Source organism: Streptomyces sp. NPDC030838, from assembly GCF_055572035.1.
Genome location: NZ_JBVIED010000013.1, coordinates 206,316 through 225,053, shown reverse-complemented (window position 1 = coordinate 225,053; position 18,738 = coordinate 206,316). Strand labels below are relative to the sequence as shown.

At 71.7% G+C, this 18,738-nt stretch carries 18 protein-coding genes and 1 pseudogene; 13 read left to right on the top strand and 6 right to left on the bottom strand.

Annotation, left to right across the window (positions count from 1 at the left end; translation table 11 throughout):
* Window positions 1-43 precede the first annotated feature (43 nt).
* Entirely contained in the window at window positions 44-1,213 is a 1,170-nt protein-coding gene (locus ACZ42A_RS29330) for a CapA family protein (protein ID WP_468530294.1), read from the top strand.
* Window positions 1,214-1,228: 15 nt separating this feature from the next.
* Here the strand turns inward: ACZ42A_RS29330 and ACZ42A_RS29325 are convergent, their stop codons facing one another.
* Window positions 1,229-1,702 (bottom strand): MarR family winged helix-turn-helix transcriptional regulator, encoded by a 474-nt coding sequence (locus tag ACZ42A_RS29325; protein ID WP_468530293.1) that lies wholly within the window; start codon window positions 1,700-1,702, stop codon window positions 1,229-1,231.
* Window positions 1,703-1,759: 57 nt separating this feature from the next.
* Between ACZ42A_RS29325 and ACZ42A_RS29320 the strand changes: the two genes are divergently transcribed.
* Window positions 1,760-2,575, top strand: a complete 816-nt coding sequence (locus tag ACZ42A_RS29320; protein ID WP_468530292.1) for an alpha/beta fold hydrolase — start codon at window positions 1,760-1,762, stop codon at window positions 2,573-2,575.
* Between the two features lie 35 nt (window positions 2,576-2,610).
* Here the strand turns inward: ACZ42A_RS29320 and ACZ42A_RS29315 are convergent, their stop codons facing one another.
* Entirely contained in the window at window positions 2,611-4,023 is a 1,413-nt protein-coding gene (locus tag ACZ42A_RS29315) for an amino acid permease (protein WP_468530291.1), read from the bottom strand.
* A gap of 363 nt (window positions 4,024-4,386) precedes the next feature.
* On the opposite strand from ACZ42A_RS29315, the gene ACZ42A_RS29310 reads away from it, so the two are divergent.
* The 6 genes from ACZ42A_RS29310 to ACZ42A_RS29285 are packed head-to-tail and all read left to right on the top strand — an operon-like array spanning window position 4,387 to window position 9,095.
* Window positions 4,387-5,307: an LLM class flavin-dependent oxidoreductase gene (locus tag ACZ42A_RS29310; protein WP_468530290.1), complete on the top strand. Its 921-nt coding sequence runs from the start codon at window positions 4,387-4,389 to the stop codon at window positions 5,305-5,307.
* Entirely contained in the window at window positions 5,304-5,810 is a 507-nt protein-coding gene (locus ACZ42A_RS29305; RefSeq protein WP_468530289.1) for a hypothetical protein, read from the top strand. Before ACZ42A_RS29310 ends, ACZ42A_RS29305 begins: the two co-directional genes overlap by 4 nt.
* A complete protein-coding gene (locus ACZ42A_RS29300) occupies window positions 5,800-6,675 on the top strand; it encodes a hypothetical protein (protein WP_468530288.1) in 876 nt (291 codons plus the stop codon). The genes ACZ42A_RS29305 and ACZ42A_RS29300 overlap by 11 nt, the downstream gene beginning before the upstream one ends.
* On the top strand, window positions 6,672-7,571 hold the full coding sequence (locus ACZ42A_RS29295; protein WP_468530287.1) for an ATP-grasp domain-containing protein: 900 nt from the start codon (window positions 6,672-6,674) through the stop codon (window positions 7,569-7,571). The genes ACZ42A_RS29300 and ACZ42A_RS29295 overlap by 4 nt, the downstream gene beginning before the upstream one ends.
* Window positions 7,568-8,278 (top strand): hypothetical protein, encoded by a 711-nt coding sequence (locus ACZ42A_RS29290; protein ID WP_468530286.1) that lies wholly within the window; start codon window positions 7,568-7,570, stop codon window positions 8,276-8,278. The genes ACZ42A_RS29295 and ACZ42A_RS29290 overlap by 4 nt, the downstream gene beginning before the upstream one ends.
* 4 nt (window positions 8,279-8,282) lie before the next feature.
* On the top strand, window positions 8,283-9,095 hold the full coding sequence (locus ACZ42A_RS29285; protein WP_468530285.1) for a phytanoyl-CoA dioxygenase family protein: 813 nt from the start codon (window positions 8,283-8,285) through the stop codon (window positions 9,093-9,095).
* 77 nt (window positions 9,096-9,172) lie between these two features.
* Here the strand turns inward: ACZ42A_RS29285 and ACZ42A_RS29280 are convergent, their stop codons facing one another.
* Entirely contained in the window at window positions 9,173-9,634 is a 462-nt protein-coding gene (locus ACZ42A_RS29280; RefSeq protein WP_468530284.1) for a universal stress protein, read from the bottom strand.
* A 149-nt stretch (window positions 9,635-9,783) separates the two neighbouring features.
* Between ACZ42A_RS29280 and ACZ42A_RS29275 the strand changes: the two genes are divergently transcribed.
* The gene (locus ACZ42A_RS29275) at window positions 9,784-10,626 is read left to right on the top strand and encodes a polysaccharide deacetylase family protein (RefSeq protein WP_468530283.1); all 843 of its coding nucleotides are present in this window, start codon (window positions 9,784-9,786) and stop codon (window positions 10,624-10,626) included.
* 30 nt (window positions 10,627-10,656) lie between these two features.
* On the opposite strand, the gene ACZ42A_RS29270 is transcribed toward ACZ42A_RS29275, so the two are convergent.
* Window positions 10,657-11,328, bottom strand: coding sequence for a class F sortase (locus ACZ42A_RS29270; protein ID WP_468530282.1), 672 nt, complete (start codon window positions 11,326-11,328; stop codon window positions 10,657-10,659).
* A 954-nt stretch (window positions 11,329-12,282) separates the two neighbouring features.
* Between ACZ42A_RS29270 and ACZ42A_RS29265 the strand changes: the two are divergent.
* Window positions 12,283-12,684 (top strand): annotated as a pseudogene (locus ACZ42A_RS29265) (hypothetical protein); the annotation flags it as partial.
* A gap of 185 nt (window positions 12,685-12,869) precedes the next feature.
* On the opposite strand, the gene ACZ42A_RS29260 reads toward ACZ42A_RS29265, so the two are convergent.
* Window positions 12,870-13,634, bottom strand: a complete 765-nt coding sequence (locus ACZ42A_RS29260) for a bestrophin-like domain (protein WP_468530281.1) — start codon at window positions 13,632-13,634, stop codon at window positions 12,870-12,872.
* Window positions 13,635-13,650: 16 nt separating this feature from the next.
* Window positions 13,651-13,779: a hypothetical protein gene (locus ACZ42A_RS29255; RefSeq protein WP_468530280.1), complete on the bottom strand. Its 129-nt coding sequence runs from the start codon at window positions 13,777-13,779 to the stop codon at window positions 13,651-13,653.
* Window positions 13,780-14,556: 777 nt separating this feature from the next.
* On the opposite strand from ACZ42A_RS29255, the gene ACZ42A_RS29250 reads away from it, so the two are divergent.
* The 3 genes from ACZ42A_RS29250 (at window position 14,557) to ACZ42A_RS29240 (ending at window position 18,727) form a co-directional block, all read left to right on the top strand.
* On the top strand, window positions 14,557-15,519 hold the full coding sequence (locus ACZ42A_RS29250; protein WP_468530279.1) for an SCO0930 family lipoprotein: 963 nt from the start codon (window positions 14,557-14,559) through the stop codon (window positions 15,517-15,519).
* A gap of 257 nt (window positions 15,520-15,776) precedes the next feature.
* Window positions 15,777-16,589: an SAM-dependent methyltransferase gene (locus ACZ42A_RS29245; RefSeq protein ID WP_468530278.1), complete on the top strand. Its 813-nt coding sequence runs from the start codon at window positions 15,777-15,779 to the stop codon at window positions 16,587-16,589.
* Window positions 16,586-18,727, top strand: a complete 2,142-nt coding sequence (locus ACZ42A_RS29240) for a putative bifunctional diguanylate cyclase/phosphodiesterase (RefSeq protein WP_468530277.1) — start codon at window positions 16,586-16,588, stop codon at window positions 18,725-18,727. The genes ACZ42A_RS29245 and ACZ42A_RS29240 overlap by 4 nt, the downstream gene beginning before the upstream one ends.
* Window positions 18,728-18,738 lie beyond the last annotated feature (11 nt).

Here is an 18,738-nt window from a genome sequence, read left to right as displayed (position 1 = left end):
TCGTACCTATTTGTGGGTAAATGCGACCGCACTGGGGAAGCTGATGATCGTACGCATCGCATGCAGACGGCTGGTGGCCCTGGCCCTGACGGCCCTTCTCGCCGCGGCCGCCGCCTGGCAGGCCCAGCAGCATCAGGAACAGCAGACGCGGTCCGACCGCCCCGCGCGCACCGCCGCCGCCCCCCGCGGATTCACCCTTGTCGCCTCCGGGGGCGTCGTGCCGCACGGCTCGATCACCGACCGGGCACGGTTCGACGCGGGCGGCCGGGGATACGACTTCGGGCCCATGCTCTCCGGCATCCGCCCCGTCGTCGTCGGCGCCGATCTGGCGCTGTGTCACATGGAGACCGTCTACGGCGCGAACGACGGCTCCTCGACCCACCCCGCCTTCACGTCCCCGCCCGAGATGGCCCAGGGCCTCGCCGTCACCGGCTACGACGGCTGCTCCACCGCCTCCGACCACAGCCTCGACGACGGCGCCGAGGGCATCCGCCGCACCCTGGACGCCCTCGACATGGCGGGCGTACGGCACGCCGGGTCGGCGCGCACCGAGGGCGAGGCGCGCACCGTCACGATCCTGTACGCCGGTGCGGCGAAGGTCGCCCATCTCGCCTACACGCAGGGCACCGACGGCCGTCCGCTGCCCGCCGGGCAGCCCTGGGCGGTGGACCTGATCGACAAGGGCCGGATCCTGGCCGACGCGCGGGCCGCCCGCGAGGCGGGCGCCGACGTGGTCGTCGTGTCCCTGCACTGGGGGACCGAAGAGCAGGAGGCACCTGACCGGCAGCAGCTCTCGCTGGCCGAGTCGCTCACCGCGTCCGCCACCCGGGGCCGCCCCGACATCGACCTGATCCTCGGCACCCACGCCCATGTCCCGCAGGCGTACGAGAAGGTCAACGGCACCTGGGTGGTCTACGGCCTGGGCACCCAGATCGCCGGCCAGATGTACGACCGCGAGGGCACCCCCGACCCGCGCGGCAACCAGTCCACCCTCGGCCGCTTCACCTTCACGCCGCCCGCCCGGCCCGGCGAGCGCTGGAAGGTGACCCGGGCCGAGTTCGTCCCCCTGCTATTCGACCTCGACGCCGGCCGGGTGGTCGACCTCAACCAGGCCCTCGCCCAGGGCGCCGACGTGCGCGGGGTGCGCGACCGCATCCGGGACGTGGTGCTCAGCCGGGGCGCCGCCGAGGACGGGCTGGTGATGGGGGAGTAGGCCCCCGCGGTCCGCTCAGTTCACGTCCACGTGATCGAAGACTTTCAGCATCTCGCCGAGCACGCGCAGGCACGCCGCCACCTCGGCCTCGGTCAGATCGCCGCCGACCTCCCGCAGCACCGTGTGCTCGCGGCCGAGGACGGCGGTGATCGCCGCACGGCCCTCGTCCGTGAGCCGGATCAGTGACGACCGCTGGTGCGCGGGGTTGGGGATGCTCTCCACCAGGCCGCGCGCCGCCGCGTCGTTGACCATGCGCTGCACGAACTGCCGGCTGATCGCCTGCGCGCGGCCCATCTGGGGGACGGTCATGGGCCCGTGCTTGTGCAGCAGGTCCAGCACGGCCCGGACGCCGACGGAGAGGCCCTCGATGGCCTCGCCGTGCTCGACCTTGCGCTGCACACGCCGGTACAGCGGGCCGACCAGATCGAACACCTCGGTGAGGCGACGGCCGAGTTCGTCGGGCGGAAGTGGCTTGCCGGTGTCGTTCACCCACCCATCATGACATCTCGGTTGTCAAATTCTCGCGAAGATGACACCTTGGTTGTCATGAATGCTCCTGCGGACCTCCGCTTCTTCCCGTCTGCCGACGGCGACCTCGCCTACCTCGACACGGGCTCCGGGGAACCCGTCGTCCTGATCCACTGCGGGTTCGTCGACCACCGCTACTGGGAGGCCCAGCTCCCGGTTCTCGCCGCCGAATACCGGGTCATCGCCCCCGACGTACGCGGCCACGGCTGGTCCGCCAACGCCACCCAGCCGTTCCGCTGGGCCGACGACCTCGCCGCCCTGCTGCGCCACCTCGACACCGGCCCCGCGGTCCTGGTCGGTGTGTCGATGGGCGGGGTGGTCGCCACCGACACCCTGCTGGAATACCCGGAACTCGTCCGCGCGGCGGTCGTCAGCGGCTCCGCGACCGGCGACTGGCAGTACACCGACCCCTGGCACCAGGACATCCAGGCGGAGTACGCCCGCACGCTGGGCGCCGGCGACATCGAGGGCTGGCTCGACGCCTTCCTGCGGGTCGCGCACGGCGAGCACCGGACCGCCGACGACATCGACCCGGACATCCGGCGCCGGTTGCGCGAGATGGCCCTGCACACGATCTCGAAGCACACGCCCGACGAGAAGGACTGGCACGTCCACTCCACCGACAACTGGTCCCGCGTACCCGGAATCCGCGTCCCGGTGCTCACCGTCAACGGCAGCCTGGAGCCCGCCGACCTGCTCGCCGCGGCGGAACGGCTCGCCGGTGCCGCACCCGGCGGCCGTTCCGTGACCATCGAGGGCGTCGACCACTACCCGAACCTGGAGAAGCCGGAGGAGTACAACCGCGTCCTGCTCGACTTCCTGCGCGCCCTCTAGGCCCCGCGACGCCGGCATGATCCGGAAGGGAGGCCCTAGCGACGGCCGAGCACCGAGTGCCGGTATGAGTAGGCGAAGTAGATCACGAGCCCGAGCGCGAACCACACGGCGAACCGCGCCCAGGTCTGCCACTGGAGGAACGTGATCAGCCAGATGGAGAAGACCACGCCCACGGCCGGCACGAACGGCATCCAGGGCGTACGGAAGGTGCGGGGCAGCTCGGGCTGCCGGTAACGCAGCACGATCACCGCCACGCACACCACCACGAAGGCCAGCAGAATCCCGATGTTGGTCAGCTCGGCCGCCTCGCCGATGGGCAGGAACCCGGCGATGGCGGCCGACGCCACCCCCACGATCCAGGTCACCCGGGTCGGCACGTGCCGGGTCGGGTGCGTCTTGGCGAACCACGGCGGAAGCAGCCCGTCGCGGGACATGGCGAACCACACCCGGGTGACGCCGAGCATGAACGTGAACATCACGGTGAGGATGCCGATGATCGCACCCACCGCGATCACATCCGCCAGCCCGCTCAGCCCCACCGACTTGAACGCGGTGGAGAAGCCGCTCTCCTTGTCGATCTCGCTGTAGTGCTGCATCCCGGTCAGCACCAGACAGGCCGCCACGTACAGCACCATCGAGATCACCAGCGAGTAGATGATCGCCTTCGGCATGTGCCGCTGGGCGTCCTTCGACTCCTCGGCCGCGGTCGACATCGCGTCGTAGCCGAACACCGCGAAGAACACGGTCGCCGCACCGGTGAACGCGCCGCTGATCCCGTAGGGGAAGAACGGGTCGTAGTTGGCGGTGTTGATGTGGAACACGCCGACGCCGATGACCAGCAGCACCACCAGCACCTTGAGGACCACGACCACCGTCTCGAACCGGGCCGCGTTCCTGATGCCCAGGGTGAGCAGATACGCGATCAGCAGACACAGCAGCGCCGCGAACAGGTCGATCCGGTGGCCCTCACCGGTGCCGGGCGCCCCCAGCATCCAGTCCGGCAGATCGGCGCCCATCTCGCCGACGAGGAAGCTGAAGTAGCCGGAGATGCCGATCGCGACCACCGCCACGATCGCCGTGTACTCCAGCAGCAGGTCCCAGCCGATGAACCAGCCCGCCAGCTCGCCCAGCACCGCGTAGCCGTAGGTGTAGGCGGAGCCCGCCTTCGGGATCAGACCCGCGAACTCCGCGTACGACAGCGCCGCCGCGGCACTCGCCACACCGGCGATGAGGAAGGAGACGAGGACCGCCGGTCCCGCCGTACCGTTGGCCACCGTTCCGGCGAGGGTGAAGATACCCGCGCCGATGATGCCGCCGACCCCGATCGCGGTCAGCTGCCCCAGGCCGAGGGAGCGGTCCAGGCGGGTGCCTTCAACGACCTCCGTCTCCTCGATGTGTTCGATGGGTTTGCGGCGGAGAATCCCTTCGCCCGCCCGGAGCCCGGCCATGCGCCTCACCTCTTCGCGATCAGCAAACGGCTGACGGCGGATCATGATGGCCCAGCCGGAGGGCCGAGGGAAGACGCCACGCACAGAGCGCGGTGGGGAGGGCCTGTCGTTTGGATCAGGCGGGCCCGGACACCACCGTCACCGGCCGGCGCCCCGCCCTCACCGGGACCGGCTGCCGGCCGCAGGGCAGCCACCATTCTCGAACGTGCGTCCAGCTCCGGAAAATCACCCGCACCAAGAATTACCTCCTGTCTTTCCGGCGGAATTGGCGGTGTTCAGGCCGTGGCGATCTCCAAGACCCTGATGCTACGCTCACGCCGTTGCCCGAGGCGGCCCTATTCATAAAAGCAGGGGGCGGGGTCCATGAAGGTCGGCGTGACACTGCCCCTGGCGGAATATCCTCGTAAACAGCCCTCATACGAAGAGATCAGAGCCCTGGCCCGGCAGGCGGAAACCTCCGGATTCGACTCGGTATGGTGCTTCGACCACCTGCTCTTCCGGGAAGGTGACGGCCCCGCCGAGGGTATCTGGGAATGCTGGACGGTCCTCTCCGCGCTCGCCGAGGCAACCTCCCGGATCCAATTGGGCACGCTCGTCCTGTGCACCTCCTTCCGGAATCCTGCCGTCCTCGCGAAAATGGCGGTCACGCTGGATTCCGTCAGCAACGGGCGACTCATTCTCGGCCTGGGTGCGGGCTGGCACCGCCCGGAATTCGAGGCATTCGGCCTGGATTTCGGTCACCGGGTGGCCCGCTTCGAGGAGGACCTGCACATCATCGCGTCCCTGCTGCGCACCGGAAAGGCGGAATTCGACGGCCGGCACTCCTGGGTGCACGGCGGGGAACTGCGGCCGCGCGGCGTCCGCGCCTCGGGGCCGCCCCTGCTGGTGGGCGCGTTCGGGCCGCGCATGCTGCGGGCGGCCGCCCGCCACGCCGACCTGTGGAACGGCTGCTGGTTCGGCCCGCCCGCCGGCTTCGCGGACGCCCTCGACCGGGTGCGGGCCGTCTGCGCCGACGTCGGCCGCGACCCGGCGACGCTGAAGCCGACCGCCGGAGTGAACGTCGTGACCCCCGTCCAGGCGGCCGCACGGGACCCGCGCCGGCCGGCGCTCTGCGGCACCCCCGCCGAGATCGCCGAGGGCTTCGCCGGCTACCGCGACCTCGGCGTCGACCACCTCGTGTGCAACCTCAACCCCCACCACGCGGCCGCACAGCGCGAACTGGCCGAAGCCCTCCGGCTCTACCGCACCTACTTCGACCCGACCGGGGAGGGGACCCTCCGATGACCTGGACGATCGACGAGGCCCGTGTGATGCCCTTTCTCAAGGCGGCGCAACGCCGGGACATCCTCGCCCGGCTGTTGCGGCCGATACCCCCCGAGCCCACCGCTGTCCCGGCCGGGACCGTCGGCGCGCCGCACGTGCCGGACGTCCACGCCAAGAGCTTCAAGGACTTCAAGGACGGCAAAGACGGCAAGGACTCGAAGGACGGCAAGGACTTCAAGGACAGCAAGGACTACAAGGACAACAAAGATTTCAAAGACGGCAAGGACATCAAGGACTTCAAGGACTACAAAGACACCAAGGACTTCAAGGACGGCAAGGACGGCCCCGACGGCGCCTGGACACCCCCCGCTCCGGCCGCCCCCCTCGCCGCACGGCCGACCGACCAGGCGGGCCCCGCCGCACCGGACGGCCCAGCGACCGCCGCCGGAGAGGACGACGTCCTGGCCGTGCTGCGCGGCTCCCGCGCGAGCCGCTTCATCAAGGAGCGCGGACTTGTCATCTGACGCTCCGGCACCGGCCGCCGAAACCCTCGCCGCCTCCGGCCGGCCGGAGGCGTTCTCCGCCCCGGCCGACCTCGTCGTGGTCGCCGACCCACAGGACCCCGTGGCCGTCGAACTCGCCGACTATGTGCGCGAACAGGGCCGCTCCGTGGCGGTCCTCGACGTCTTCGACGCGGCGCAGCTGTTCACCGTGTCCGTCCGCGAGGGCACGGCCACCGTCGACCCGGTCGTCCCGCTCGTCCTGCTGCTGCCGCCCCCGCCCGCCCGCCGGATCGGATTCGACGCGGAGTTCCAGCTGGGGGAGTGCCTGGCCCAGCTGTGGGCCGCCGCGGCGCTGATGCCGGCACCCGTCGTCAACCGCCCTGCGGCCGCCCTCGTGGCCGGCCGCACCGCACGCTCAGCCGCGCTGACCGAGCACCGCGCCGGCGAGGCGGGCGGCTGCGAACTCTTCGCCTCCGCCTACCCGCAGCCACCGGACCGACCGCCGTCCGGCAGCCCGGAGGGCGACACCTTCTGGGTGGAGGACCTCGGCACACTCCGCACCCGCCCCTGGCCCGAGCGGCCGCCCGGCGACGGCCCCTACCGGGCCCGCTGGTCGGACGCCGACCCGGCGACGGAGACCGTCGTCGTCCTCGGCGACCAGGCCTGGCGCTGCACCTTCGCCGACCTCGGCCACCTGGACCTGGAGGCCCGCAGCATCGCCGCGGCCGCCGCGCTCGAGCTGGACCTGGCCGCCCTGGTCTGGCGGGTCACCGAGGACGCTGCCGAGGCACGCCTGGTGCACGTCGAACCCTTCCCCGCCGTGGAGCAGTTGCGCATGGTCTGGCTCGGCCTCGGGCCCCGGCTCATGGAGGTGTTGTTCCCGTGATCTACGCGGTCGGGGTCGGCGCGGACGGCACGCTCGACCACTTCGTGACCGAGGCCGGCGCCGACCGGTCCGCCGCGGTCACCCTCATCGACCTCGGCGACCTGGTCGACACCGGCTCCTGGCGCTTCGCCGTCCCCGACAACGGCGACAGCTGGGTGGTCGTCGGCGACCAGCGCCATGACCTCAGCCCCGGCGACGGCTGGTTCTGCCGGCTGGCCGACCTGTCGGCCCTGGAGGAGGACCCCGCCCGCGGCCTGCGCTGGCAGGGCCTGATGGCCGCGCTCCACGCCTGGCTCGACCGGGTGCCCGGCCCCGTGGTGAACCGGCCCGGGGCGCAGAGCGACAACGGGACCAAGCCGCTGCACGAACTCACCCTCGCCCGGCACGGATTCGACGTCCCGGAGAGCCTCATCGGCTCCGCCCCGGGCCGGCTGCGCGCGTTCGCCGCCGCCGGACCCACCATCGTCAAGGCGCTGTCGGGCGTGCGCGCCGACACCCGGCTCGTCGACCCCGCCGAGTTCGACGACTTCATCCCCTGGCAGGGTCCCGTGCACCTCCAGCGGTACGTCGCCGGCAGCGACGTCCGCGTCCACGTCTGCGGAACCGAGGTGCACGCCGAGGAGGCGGTGTCCTCCGCGGTCGACTACCGCACCGCACCCCAGGACGAGGTGACGTACCGCCCCCACGAACTGCCCGCCGCCCTGGCCGAGCGGATCGTCGCCTGCACCCGCGACCAGGGGCTGGCCTTCGCCGGCTGGGACCTCAAACGGGACGCCGACGGCACCTACTGGTGCCTGGAGGCCAACCCGATGCCCGGCTACGACTGGTACGACCGCCGGGCCGGCGGTGCCATCACGGCATCGCTTCTCCGCCTGCTGACGGGAGCGACGGCATGATCACCGAACTGCCCCTGCTCACCGCCGACGACAGCGCCGGCCTGCGGGAGCGCGTGTACGCCCTGCGAGAGCACTGGATCGCCCGCGGCGGCGAGCCGCCCGCCTTCCTCACCCTCGGCACACCGAGCTACCTCGACGTGGCCGAGCGGCCCGAGACCGGCACGTACGAGCGGCACGGCGTGGCCGCCCGGCCGCTGCTGTGGGAGCACTTCCGCGACCTGTACGACCTGGTCTCCAAGACGCTCGAGGACCACCTGGGCGCTCCGGTCCGCTACGCCGACCATCTGGCGCTGCCCGGCTTCCACATCTGGCTGGAGGCCGCCATCTTCACCAAGCCGCAGGCACCCATCCACTTCGACCTCCAGTACCAGGCGTTCGACTGGCCGCCCGGCACCGACACCGACCGGCTGCTGTCGTTCACCCTGCCGCTGCGGGTGCCGGCGGCCGGCGGCGGACTCAACCTGTGGGACGTGACGTACCAGGAGTTCCGCCTCGCCATCGACCGGGGCTGGGCGGAGAGCGCGGCCGACCTCCAGCGGTTCCACGCCCGGCAGTACGTCCCTTACACGCCCGGCCGCATGTACGTGCACTCCGGGCACACCCTGCACCAGGTCGCCCCCAGCAGCAGCGTGCAGCCGGGCGACGAACGCCTCACCCTCCAAGGCCACGGCGTCTGGTGCGACGGCCACTGGCTGCTGTACTGGTGATCCGATGACGGTCCTCGGTCGCAGCGACCTGGAGCACTTCACCGACCGCGGCTACTGCGTGCTGCGCGGCGCCTTCGACGAGCGACGTGCGGCCAAGGTCCGCGACCTCGTCTGGCGGCGCATGCACGAGAAGGCCGGCATCGACCGCGACGACCCCGCCACCTGGCCCGCCGTGTACGACATCGAGGAGCGCGTGGACACCCCCGAGGTGCGCGCCTGCTTCCCCGACGTGCTCGCCCGCGCCGTCGAGGAACTGGTGGGCGAGGGCCGCTGGCGCGGCGACCGGACCTGGGGGTTCTGGCCGGTCAACTTCTCCCACGGCGCCGACCGGCCGCCCGGCACCCTCAGCCGGGACGGCTGGCACATCGACGGCAACTGGTTCCGCCACACCCTCGACGCGCCCCACCAGGGGCTGCTGCTGATCGGCCTGTTCTCCGACATCGCCCCGGGCGGGGGCGGCACCCTCCTCGCCGAGGGCAGCCACCGCCGCACCGCACACGTCCTCGCCCGGCACCCCGAAGGGCTCCACCACCGCCGGCTCTTCGACCTGGTGCTGGCGGAGCCGCTGGGCGACATCACCGAACTCACCGGCCAGGCCGGGGACGTGGTCCTCGCCCACCCCTTCCTCTTCCACACCCGTGGCTTCAAGCACAACGGGCCGCCCCGCTTCATCAGCAACACAGAGGCCGGGCTCACCGCGCCGCTGCGCCTGGACCGCGCGGACGGCAGCGCCCGCTCGGTGCTCGAGGAATCCGTCCTCGCGGCCCTGGCGCAGCCTCCGCCGGTCTATGCCTCACCCCTCCGGTGCCGCTTCTGAAGCCGGGCGGGCACCGGGTACCCGACGTACGTGACCGGCCCGAGGTGCCGCGGCGACTTGGACAGGGACCGGAGCGGCTACGGCACCACCGTCACCGGCCAGCGCCCCGCCTTCACCAGACGGACCGCGACCGAGCCGACGAGCCGGTGGCCCGCCTGCTCGGAGGCGCCGACGACCACCGCGTCGGCCTTGAGTTCGTCCGCGGCCTTCACCAGGCCGTTGTACGGGTCGCCGCGGAACGTGTGGAACTCCCACCGGACGTCGAATATCCCCTTGACCCGTTCGGCCGCCTCCCGGATCTGCGCCACCAGGTCCTCGGCGATCTCCTCGGTCGTCCCGGCGACCGGCGCCCCGAGCACCGCGCCCGCCGCCAGCACCGGCTGCACGTACACCACGGCCAGCAGCGCGTGCTGCCGCCGGGCCAGACCGCCGGCGTAGGCCGCGGCCCGCAGCGACGAGTCGGAGCCGTCGACGCCGACCAGGATGACCTTCGGCCCGTCCGTCCCGCGTTCGAACCGGTGCGCGTGCTGTTCCGTCACGGCCCGAGGCTATCGGAACCGGCGGTTCCCGCCGCCGGCCGCGGGGCCGCCTGACCGACGGCCGTCCGTCTGGGCCGCACGGGTGGATTCGTGCCTCCGCACCGGTGTCGCTGTGGTGCGTCGGGGCCGGGGCGGGCGACTGATGAGTCATGAAGAAGGATCAGTTGCTCACCCGGCGCGGGGCGTTGCTCGCCGGTGCCGCCGCCGTGGGCGCGGCCGGCACCGCCGGACTGTTCACTCTGGGCCCGGGCGAGAAGGCCGTCCGCTCCGCCGCTCCCACCCCGGCCGCCGGCCCCGCGGCCCGCCGCCCGCTGAAGCCCTCCGCCTACCGCCTCCAGCCCCTGACCGGCTACGGCCCGCCGCGGGCAGCCCCCGGCCGCACCCCGGTCCGGCGCAGGCCGCTGCTCAGCGTCTCCGGCCTCGGCCGCACCATGGTGCTGACCTTCGACGACGGACCCGACCCCCGCTACACCCCGGACATCCTGAACACCCTGCGCGCCTACGACGTCCGCGCGATGTTCTTCGTCTGCGGCGAGATGGCCGCCGCCCACCCCGACCTGCTCGAGCGGATGGCCGACGAGGGACATGTCGTCGGCAACCACACCTGGTCCCACCCCCTGCTCACCGGGCTCAGCCGGTCCGGGATCCGCTCCGAGATGGAACGTACCTGCGAGATCATCGAGGAGACCTACGGCGACTGGCCCCGCTGGTTCCGCGCCCCCTACGGCGCCTGGAACCGCGCGGCCTTCCGGATCGGCGCCGAACTCGGCATGGAACCCCTCGCCTGGACCCTCGACACCCTCGACTGGACCGAGCCCGGCACCGGCACCATCGTCGACCGGGTGCAGGACGGCGCCGCCCCCGGCGTCGTGGTGCTCTCCCACGACGCCGGGGGCGACCGTTCGCAGAGCGTGCGGGCGCTGCGCCGCTATCTGCCGGACCTGCTGGACGCCGGCTACCACCTCACCGTGCCCCGCCGCCACCAGGTGTGACAGCCCGCCGCCCGCCGGGCCGGGGCCCGTTCAGCGGACCTCGACCAGGCGGGCGAAGGCCACGACGTTCCCGTCGTAGCCGTTCTGCCGGGAGAAACCGCCTCCGCAGGTGATGACCCGCAGTTCCGGGGCGCCCTTGGAGGCGTACACGCGGTCTCCGGGGAAGTTGTTCTTGTCGAAGACCTCGATGCCGTAGACCTCGAATACGGCCGTCTTTCCGTCCGCCCGCGCGATATCGACGCGATTTCCCTTCTTCAGCGCGCCGAGCCCGTAGAAGACGGCGGGCCCCTGCTGGTTGTCGACATGGCCGACGACGACGGCGGTGCCCTTCTCGCCGGGCGTGACCGCGCCGGTGAACCAGCCCGCCAGATTCGGGTCCGCCGCGGGCGGCGCGTCCACCCAGCCCTCGGCGTCCAGGCCGACCGGGACCACCGGTGCGTCCACCTGGATCGCCGGGATCCGCACCCGGTCCGGCACGGCGTACGGCAGCGGCTGCACGGCCTGGCCGAAGACGCCGCCCGTGGCGGAGCTGTCCGCGGCCGCCGCCGACGCTGGCTGCGGCGGGCCCACGTCGAACTCCCCCGAACCATTGCGAATGAGCGCGAGACCGGTCAGCAGAACAAGCGCTATCACGCCCCAGGGGGCGCGCTTTCTGCGCCGCTCCTCCTCTTCCGCCAGCTCGGACAGCTCGGATGCAAACATTCGCCATCCCCTCTCGACGCGGCCGTCGCCACGTCAATCGCGCATATGAGAACGCTAAATGCCGTCCGCGCAACCGGCGACGGGGGCAGTGGCGAACGGGTGGCCCGCGAGAAGGGCCGGTGCGCCATCCGTGTTGCCGTGACCAGGAAATTTTCCGACGGTCCGTGACCTGCGGCAATATCCGATTGTGTGGTTTTCGCCCGGCGTGTTGCCTCACCAGGACGGACCATCGCCGACATGCGCGCACGGGCAGCGCCACTGAGGGTCTATTCCGGGAGGCGCTTTCTCGCCGATCGACCGGGGACGGGCTCCGGGGCGTCTTCCGCGGAGGATCACATGCGCAACTATCGTGCCCTGGCGGTCTCCGCCGCCGCGGTCGCCGCCCTCGGCCTCGCCGCCCCCGCGGCCGTCGCCCGGGATGGCATGGGCGGCAATGGCGACCTGGGCCTCATTCAAGGGGGCGACGGCCAGGGCTTCGTTCTGGGGGGCAACGGCCACCAGGGCTTCAACCAGGGGGGCAACGGTCAACAAGGCTTCGGTCAAGGGGGCAACGGCCACCAAGGTGGGGGCGGTGGGGGGAATGGCAATCAGGGCGGGAACGGGAACGGTCAGGGCTGGAACTGGAACAACCAGGGCGGCAACGGGAACGGGAACGGGAACGGTCAGGGCGGAAACGGCAACAACCAAGGCTGGGGCGGGAACAACCAGGGCGGCAACGGGAACGGAAACGGGAACGGTCAGGGCGGAAACGGCAACAACCAGGGCGGGAACGGAAACGGGAATCAGGGGGGCAATGGTCACCAGGGCGGCAATGGTGGCGGAAACGGCAACCAGGGCGGGAACGGGAACGGCCAGGGCGGGAACGGCAACAACCAGGGCGGAAACGGCAACCAAGGGGGCAACGGCCACCAAGGCGGGAACGCCAACCAGGGCGGCAACGGCCAGTTCGGCGGCACCGCGAGCAACATCGTCGCGGTGCCCAGTGTGATCGCCCGCGGCGGACAGAACACGATCACCGTCGACGGCTGCCCCAACGGAGGCACGGCCTCGTCGGGCGCGTTCCGGACGATCAGGCTCACCCCGGTCAGCGGAGCCAACCAGACGGCCAGGGGCACGGTCGTGATCGACAGCAACGCCCGCCCCGGCCAGTACGACATCACGGTCAACTGCAACGGCAGGCCCCTGACGCGTCCCGCCGCCTTCACCGTCCTCGGCGGAGTGCGCGGCGGCATCGGCGGCAGCAGCTCCACCGGCGCCACGCCGGCCGACATCGCCATCGGCGGCGGACTCGTCGCCGCGGCCGTCATCGGCGGCGGGGTGTTCTGGATGCGGCGTCGATCCGAGAAGCGGATCTGATCCGGGCAGCGGGTCCGGCCGCCGTCCCCTCGGCCGGCACCGCCCGGACAGCGCGCATGTGCACAGGCCTTCGCCCCGGTCCCTGAGGGATCCGGGGCGAAGGCCTTGAGCTGTGCAAGCGTGTGGGCCGCTCAGGGGACGGCGGTGTTCCCGCCGTCCCCTGGTCCCGGGCCGTTGCGGGGCCGTCAGCCCTTGGCGTCGGGGAAGAGGGCCAGGAACGGGTCCGCCGTCGCCGTGATGCCCCGGCTGTACGGCGCGTCGAAGTCCCAGATGAGGAAGAGCAGGAAGGCGATCAGCGCGGAGAACAGCACCGCGAGGACCAGCTCCCGGGGGGTACGCCGGATCTGGAGGGCGAGGATCATGCCGATGGTGATCACGGCCCCGATGATCAGCCCGAACCACACCACGCCCGGCATGGTCGGCGCGGTCGCGTCCGCGCGCGCGTTGCGCGCCTGGTCGGCGGTGGCGACCTGGTCGAGGAGCGGCTGGTAGGCCTGGGCCTCGAAGTCGCTCCGCGGCTCGTAGTCGGTGACGTCCGCGCGGATGCGCCGCAGCAGCTCGTCGCCGCGCTCGGTCATCTTGCCCTGGTCGGACATCGCCTTCCACTCGGTGGTGACGACGTGTCCGACGTAGGTGTTGACATCCTCCCGGATCCGGTCGCGGATCTCGGGCGGATAGACCCGCACCCGCTCCGAGATCTCGTGCAGTGCCTGGGCCTCGGCGCGGACGTGATCCTGCGCGGCGCCGCGCGCCTCCCAGACCCCCGCGATGGCCAGGCCGAGGACGATGGCGTAGACCACACCGATCCACATCGTCATGTACTCGATGACGTCCGGGGTCTCGGTGGGGTCCTCCTCGTCGCTGGCGGTGCGATCGCGGAGGAGGGTGATGATGACCACCACCACGCAGGCGGCCACCATCGCGAGGGTGAGAACAAGCCATTCCGGCAACGGATTCCTCCAGGGATCAGCGCGGACGCAGCGCGGCGACGGCGACCACCGCGGGGACGGTGATGAGCAGGACGTAGGTGACCGGCCTGGGAGCGTGCCGGGTCTGCCGCGGGCGCGGCTTGGTGCGGTACTCCGGGTAGCTCACCGGGGTCGCCGAGGGACGCGGGGTGGGCGTCGGGGTCGGAGTGGGGGTGGGCGGGGGAGGGGGTGCCGGAGCCGGAGTGGCGCGGGGAGGCGCGGGCCTGGGGGCAGGCGGTGGCGGTGGTGGCGGGGGCTCCGGGGTGGGCGTCGGCTTCGGAGGCGGCTTCGGGGCGGGCTCCGGAGGCGGACTGGGGGTGGGGGTCGGCTTCGGCGGGGGCGGCGTGGGGGTGGGTGTCGGAGTGGGCGTGGGGGTCGGGGTGGGTGTCGGTGTCGGGCACGTGAGACTTCCCGCGACCGACACCGCCTCCGTGCCGCCCGGCCCGGTCGAGGCCCAGGCGCAGGCATCGGCGACCACCACGCCGGCCGGTGCGCCGACGAGGGCCCACGTCAGTGCCGTGAGGGTCAACACCCTTGCGGCCACGGGGAAATGGGTCGGTTCGGATCCATGCACGCCGAAGATCATGAGCTCTGCTCGCAGCCGACACGCCCGAGCACCGGGGGAATGCCCCGAAGGAGGGAACCGCCCGCGCCCAGGTTTGATCCCCGACCCCACCGCACGTTCGAACCCCTCGAATCCCCCGAACGCCGCGCCGCCTGTCCAGGCGGGGGGACGTCACACGTACGGTTCGGCCCACCTCCTCCGGGGTGCTGCGTGCCCCCCCCCGCAAAGAAATCCGTCCCCCGTTGAACACACCCCCCACCCCCGCCCGTACCCCTTGTCGAGCGGCGGCGCAGCAGAGAGCTGTGGCTGCAACAGCCTTGTATGTATGGGGAGTTGACGATGAAGACCTCCTGGCGGAGCGCCTCACTCGCGGTGGGTGCCGTGGTCGTGCTGGCGTTGACGACGGCGTGCGGCCAGGACGGCGGCGGTACTCAGCCGGCCAGCCAGAACGTGGGCGCCACGGCCGCGGCCGGTGACTACGGCGGCACGGGCATCGGGAACGGCGCGGCGGGTGCCGGAGCGGAGGCGGGGGCGCCGGAGCAGCAGGACGCCGCCGCCCAGGCCGCACCCGCCGGCAAGCTCGGCGTCACCGTCAACGCGGAGCTCGGCCGCGTCCTCACCGACGCCGACGGCCGCACCCTGTACCGCTTCGACGAGGACACCGCCGAACCCCCCAAGTCCAACTGCGACGGCGACTGCGCCACCGCCTGGCCCCCGGTCCCGGCGAACGACGCCTCGGCCGGCGCGGGCATCGACAAGAAGCTGCTCGGCGAGGTCACCCGCACCGACGGCACCAAGCAGCTGACGATCGGCGGCTGGCCCGCGTACCGCTACGCCAAGGACGTCAACGCCGGTGACACCAAGGGCCAGGGCGTCGGCGGCACCTGGTACGCCCTCGCCCCCGACGGCAAGAAGGCCACCCTCGCCGATCTGCCCGGACTGTCCACCCGTGAGGACCCCAAGCTCGGCGAGATCGTCGTCGACAAGAACGGCATGACCGTCTACCGCTTCATGAAGGACGAGGCCTGGCCCAAGCCGGTCTCCAACTGCACCGGCGCCTGTCTGCAGAACTGGCCGGTCGTCTCGCCGGTCGAGGCCGACGACACGGAAGGCGTGCAGAAGAAGGGGCTGATGAGCTTCACCCGCCCGGACGGGACCAAGCAGCAGACCGTCAACTGCTGGCCCATCTACACCTTCAGCGGTGACAACGCCCCCGGCGACACCAACGGCCAGGGCGTCGGCGGCACCTGGTTCGCCGTGGCACCCGACGGAAAGCCGGTCGGCGCCCCGGAGAAGGAGTAGCCGCACCGGCTCCCCCGGGAGCACGTCCGCCCCCTTCCGCTCCTCGCGGCAGGGGGCGGACCGGTTTGCCTCGGAACTCTCCGGAATGCCGTCGATACGTCGCGTAGAGGATTGCGGGCCCCCAACGGCCCCAATTCGGCACGTGCCGCTGGCAGTGACCGGGAACGGATGCTCAATTTCCGTTTCGGCTCGCTCCTTTGGCGGGCGATCAGTAGCCTCAGCTCGAACACCGGATCGCCTATGCCTTGGAGAGATAGATGGAGCGTCCCGCCTGGGCCCCACGGAGCATCGACATCTCGGTGCCGAGCGTTTCGCGAATCTACGACTACTACCTGGGCGGTTCGCACAACTTCGAGGTCGACCGGGAAGCGGCCCGCCGGGCCATGGAGTTCATGCCGGGACTCCCCAAGATCATGCAGGCGAACCGCGCCTTCATGCGCCGCGCGGTCCGCTACGCCGTGGACCAGGGCATCACCCAGTTCCTGGACATCGGCTCCGGCATCCCGACCTTCGGCAACGTCCACGAGGTCGCCCAGGCGGCCAGCCCCGGCGCCCGCGTCGTCTACGTCGACCACGACCCGGTGGCCGTCGCGCACAGCCAGGCGGTGCTGGAGGGCAACGCGCACGCGGACGTGGTCGCCGCGGACCTGCGCAAGCCGCAGGACATCCTGACCAGTCCCGAGGTCTCCCGGCTGCTGGACCTCGACCGCCCGGTGGCCCTGCTCCTCGTCGCCATACTCCACTTCGTGGAGGACACGGACGACCCGTACGGCGCGGTGGCGCAGTTGAGCGACGCACTGGCGCCCGGCAGCCTGCTGGTACTGACGCATGCCTCGTACGAGGGAATCCCGCTGTCACCGGAGCGGGCCGGGGGCGCGGTGGACGTATACAAGGACATTCGCAACCCGCTGATCATGCGCTCGCGCGAGGAGATCGCGCGGTTCTTCGAGGGGTACGACATGGTGGAACCCGGACTGGTGCCGATGCCGCACTGGCGGCCGGACACCGCACCGGAGGACGAGGATCCGTATGCCTTCTCCGGTTTCGCCGGCGTGGGGCGTACGGCGTGAGCGCGGAGCCGGACGGGCCGGAGGACAGACTGCGCCGGTTCGCCACGATCTGGAGCCGGGCGGTCTTCCCCGTGACCGTGACGTCCCTGACCCGACCGGAGTTCGAGGCGCAACTGCTGCCGCTCGCCCGGCGGCTGAGCCGGGCACTGCGGGCCAGGACCTTCGACGCGGCCGAGGGCCGGGCGGTCGGCGCCGCGCTCGTCGCCGCGCACTGCACCGACCCGGAGACGCTGAGCCGCACGCTGGACTGCGTGGACGCCTACCTGGTGCTCTACTGCGGCGAGGGCGGCGACCGGGAGGATCTGCGGGCCCGCTCGTCGCGGCTCCAGCACGCCATGGCCGCCGGGTTCGCCCAGGCGCTGCGCGAACGCACCCTTGCCGAGCAGGAGTCCATCGCCCAGGCCGCGCTGCGCGCCCAGGGCGTGGTCGCGCAGGCCCTGCACGCCAGCGAGGCCCGGTTCCGCGCGGTGTTCGAAGGGGCCGCCATAGGCATCGGCATCGCCGACCTGGACGGCAACGTCCTGGAGGTCAACGGCGCCCTGCTGCGGATGTTCGGCGGCGGCGAGCAGAACGTGCGCGGCCGCAACGTCCGCGACTGGACGCACGCCGAGGACGCGCCCCAGGTGTGGCGGCTCTACGAGGAGCTGGTGCGCGGCGAACGCGAGCACTACCACGTGGAGAAGGCCTTCTACCGGCCCGACGGAACGGTCCTGTGGACCAACCTCACGGTCTCCCTGCTGCGCGACGCCGACGGCAACCCGCAGTACCAGCTCGCGCTGATGGAGGACACCACCGAGCGCCGGCTGCTCAATCTGCGGCTGCGCTACGAGGCCACGCACGACGCCCTCACCGGCCTGCCCAACCGCACGCTGTTCTTCGAACGCCTGGAGAAGGTGCTGAACTCGGGCCCCGGCCAGCGTTTCGGTCTGTGCTATCTGGACCTGGACGGCTTCAAGACCATCAACGACAGCCTCGGCCACGCGGCCGGTGACCGGCTGCTCGTCGAGGTCGCCGACCGGCTCCAGTCCTGCGCCACGGCGCCCGGCGAGATGGTCGCCCGGCTCGGCGGGGACGAGTTCGTGGCGCTGACCACCGGCCCCGACACCCAGCGCGAGGTCGACGAGCTGGCCTCCCGGATCATGAACGCGCTGGTCGCCCCGATCAGCATCGACGGCCGGGAGCTGACCGTACGCGGCAGCATCGGCATCGTCGAGGGCCCGGCGGGGGAGCGCAGCGCCGCGGAGGTGCTGCGCAGTGCCGACATCACCATGTACCGGGCGAAGTCGGCGGGCGGCAACCGCTTCGAGCTGGCCGACGCCGAGGCCGACGCCCGCGCCATCACCCGCCACGGGCTCACCACGGCGCTCCCGACCGCCCTGGAACGCGGCGAGTTCTTCATCGAGTACCAGCCACTGGTCCACCTCGGTGACGGCAGCGTGCGCGGCGCCGAGGCCCTGGTGCGCTGGCTGCACCCGCAGCACGGCGTGCTCGGCCCCGACCGGTTCATCCCGCTCGCCGAGCACACCGGCCTGATCGTCCCGCTGGGCCGCTGGGTCCTGGAGCAGTCCGTACGGCAGGCCAAGGAGTGGCGCGAACGCTACGCCGGCACCACGACCGCCCCCCTGCGGATCAACGTCAACCTGTCACCCTGCCAGCTCACGCACCCCGGTCTGGTCCAGGACACCGTGGACATCCTGGAGGCGGCCGGCGTCGACCCGGACGCGCTCTGCCTGGAGGTCACCGAGTCCGCCCTGATCGGCGCCGACGACGACCTGCTCAAGCCGCTCCGACGGCTCGCCGAGATGGGCGTCGACATCGCCCTGGACGACTTCGGCACGGGCTACTCCAACCTCGCCAACCTGCGCCGCCTCCCGGTGAGCATCCTCAAACTGGACCGCTCCTTCACCCAGAGCATGCAGCAGTTCCCGGCGGACCCCGTCGACCTCAAGATCGTCGAGGGCATCGTCTCCCTGGCCCACAGCCTGAACCTCGCGGTCACGGTCGAGGGCGTGGAGACGGCCGCCCAGGCCGAACAACTCCGCATACTCGGCTGCGACACGGCCCAGGGCTGGTACTACGCCCGTCCGGGCCCGCCGGAGAGGCTGCACGAACTGGCGCTGGCGGACGCGACGTCCTGAGTCATGCCTTC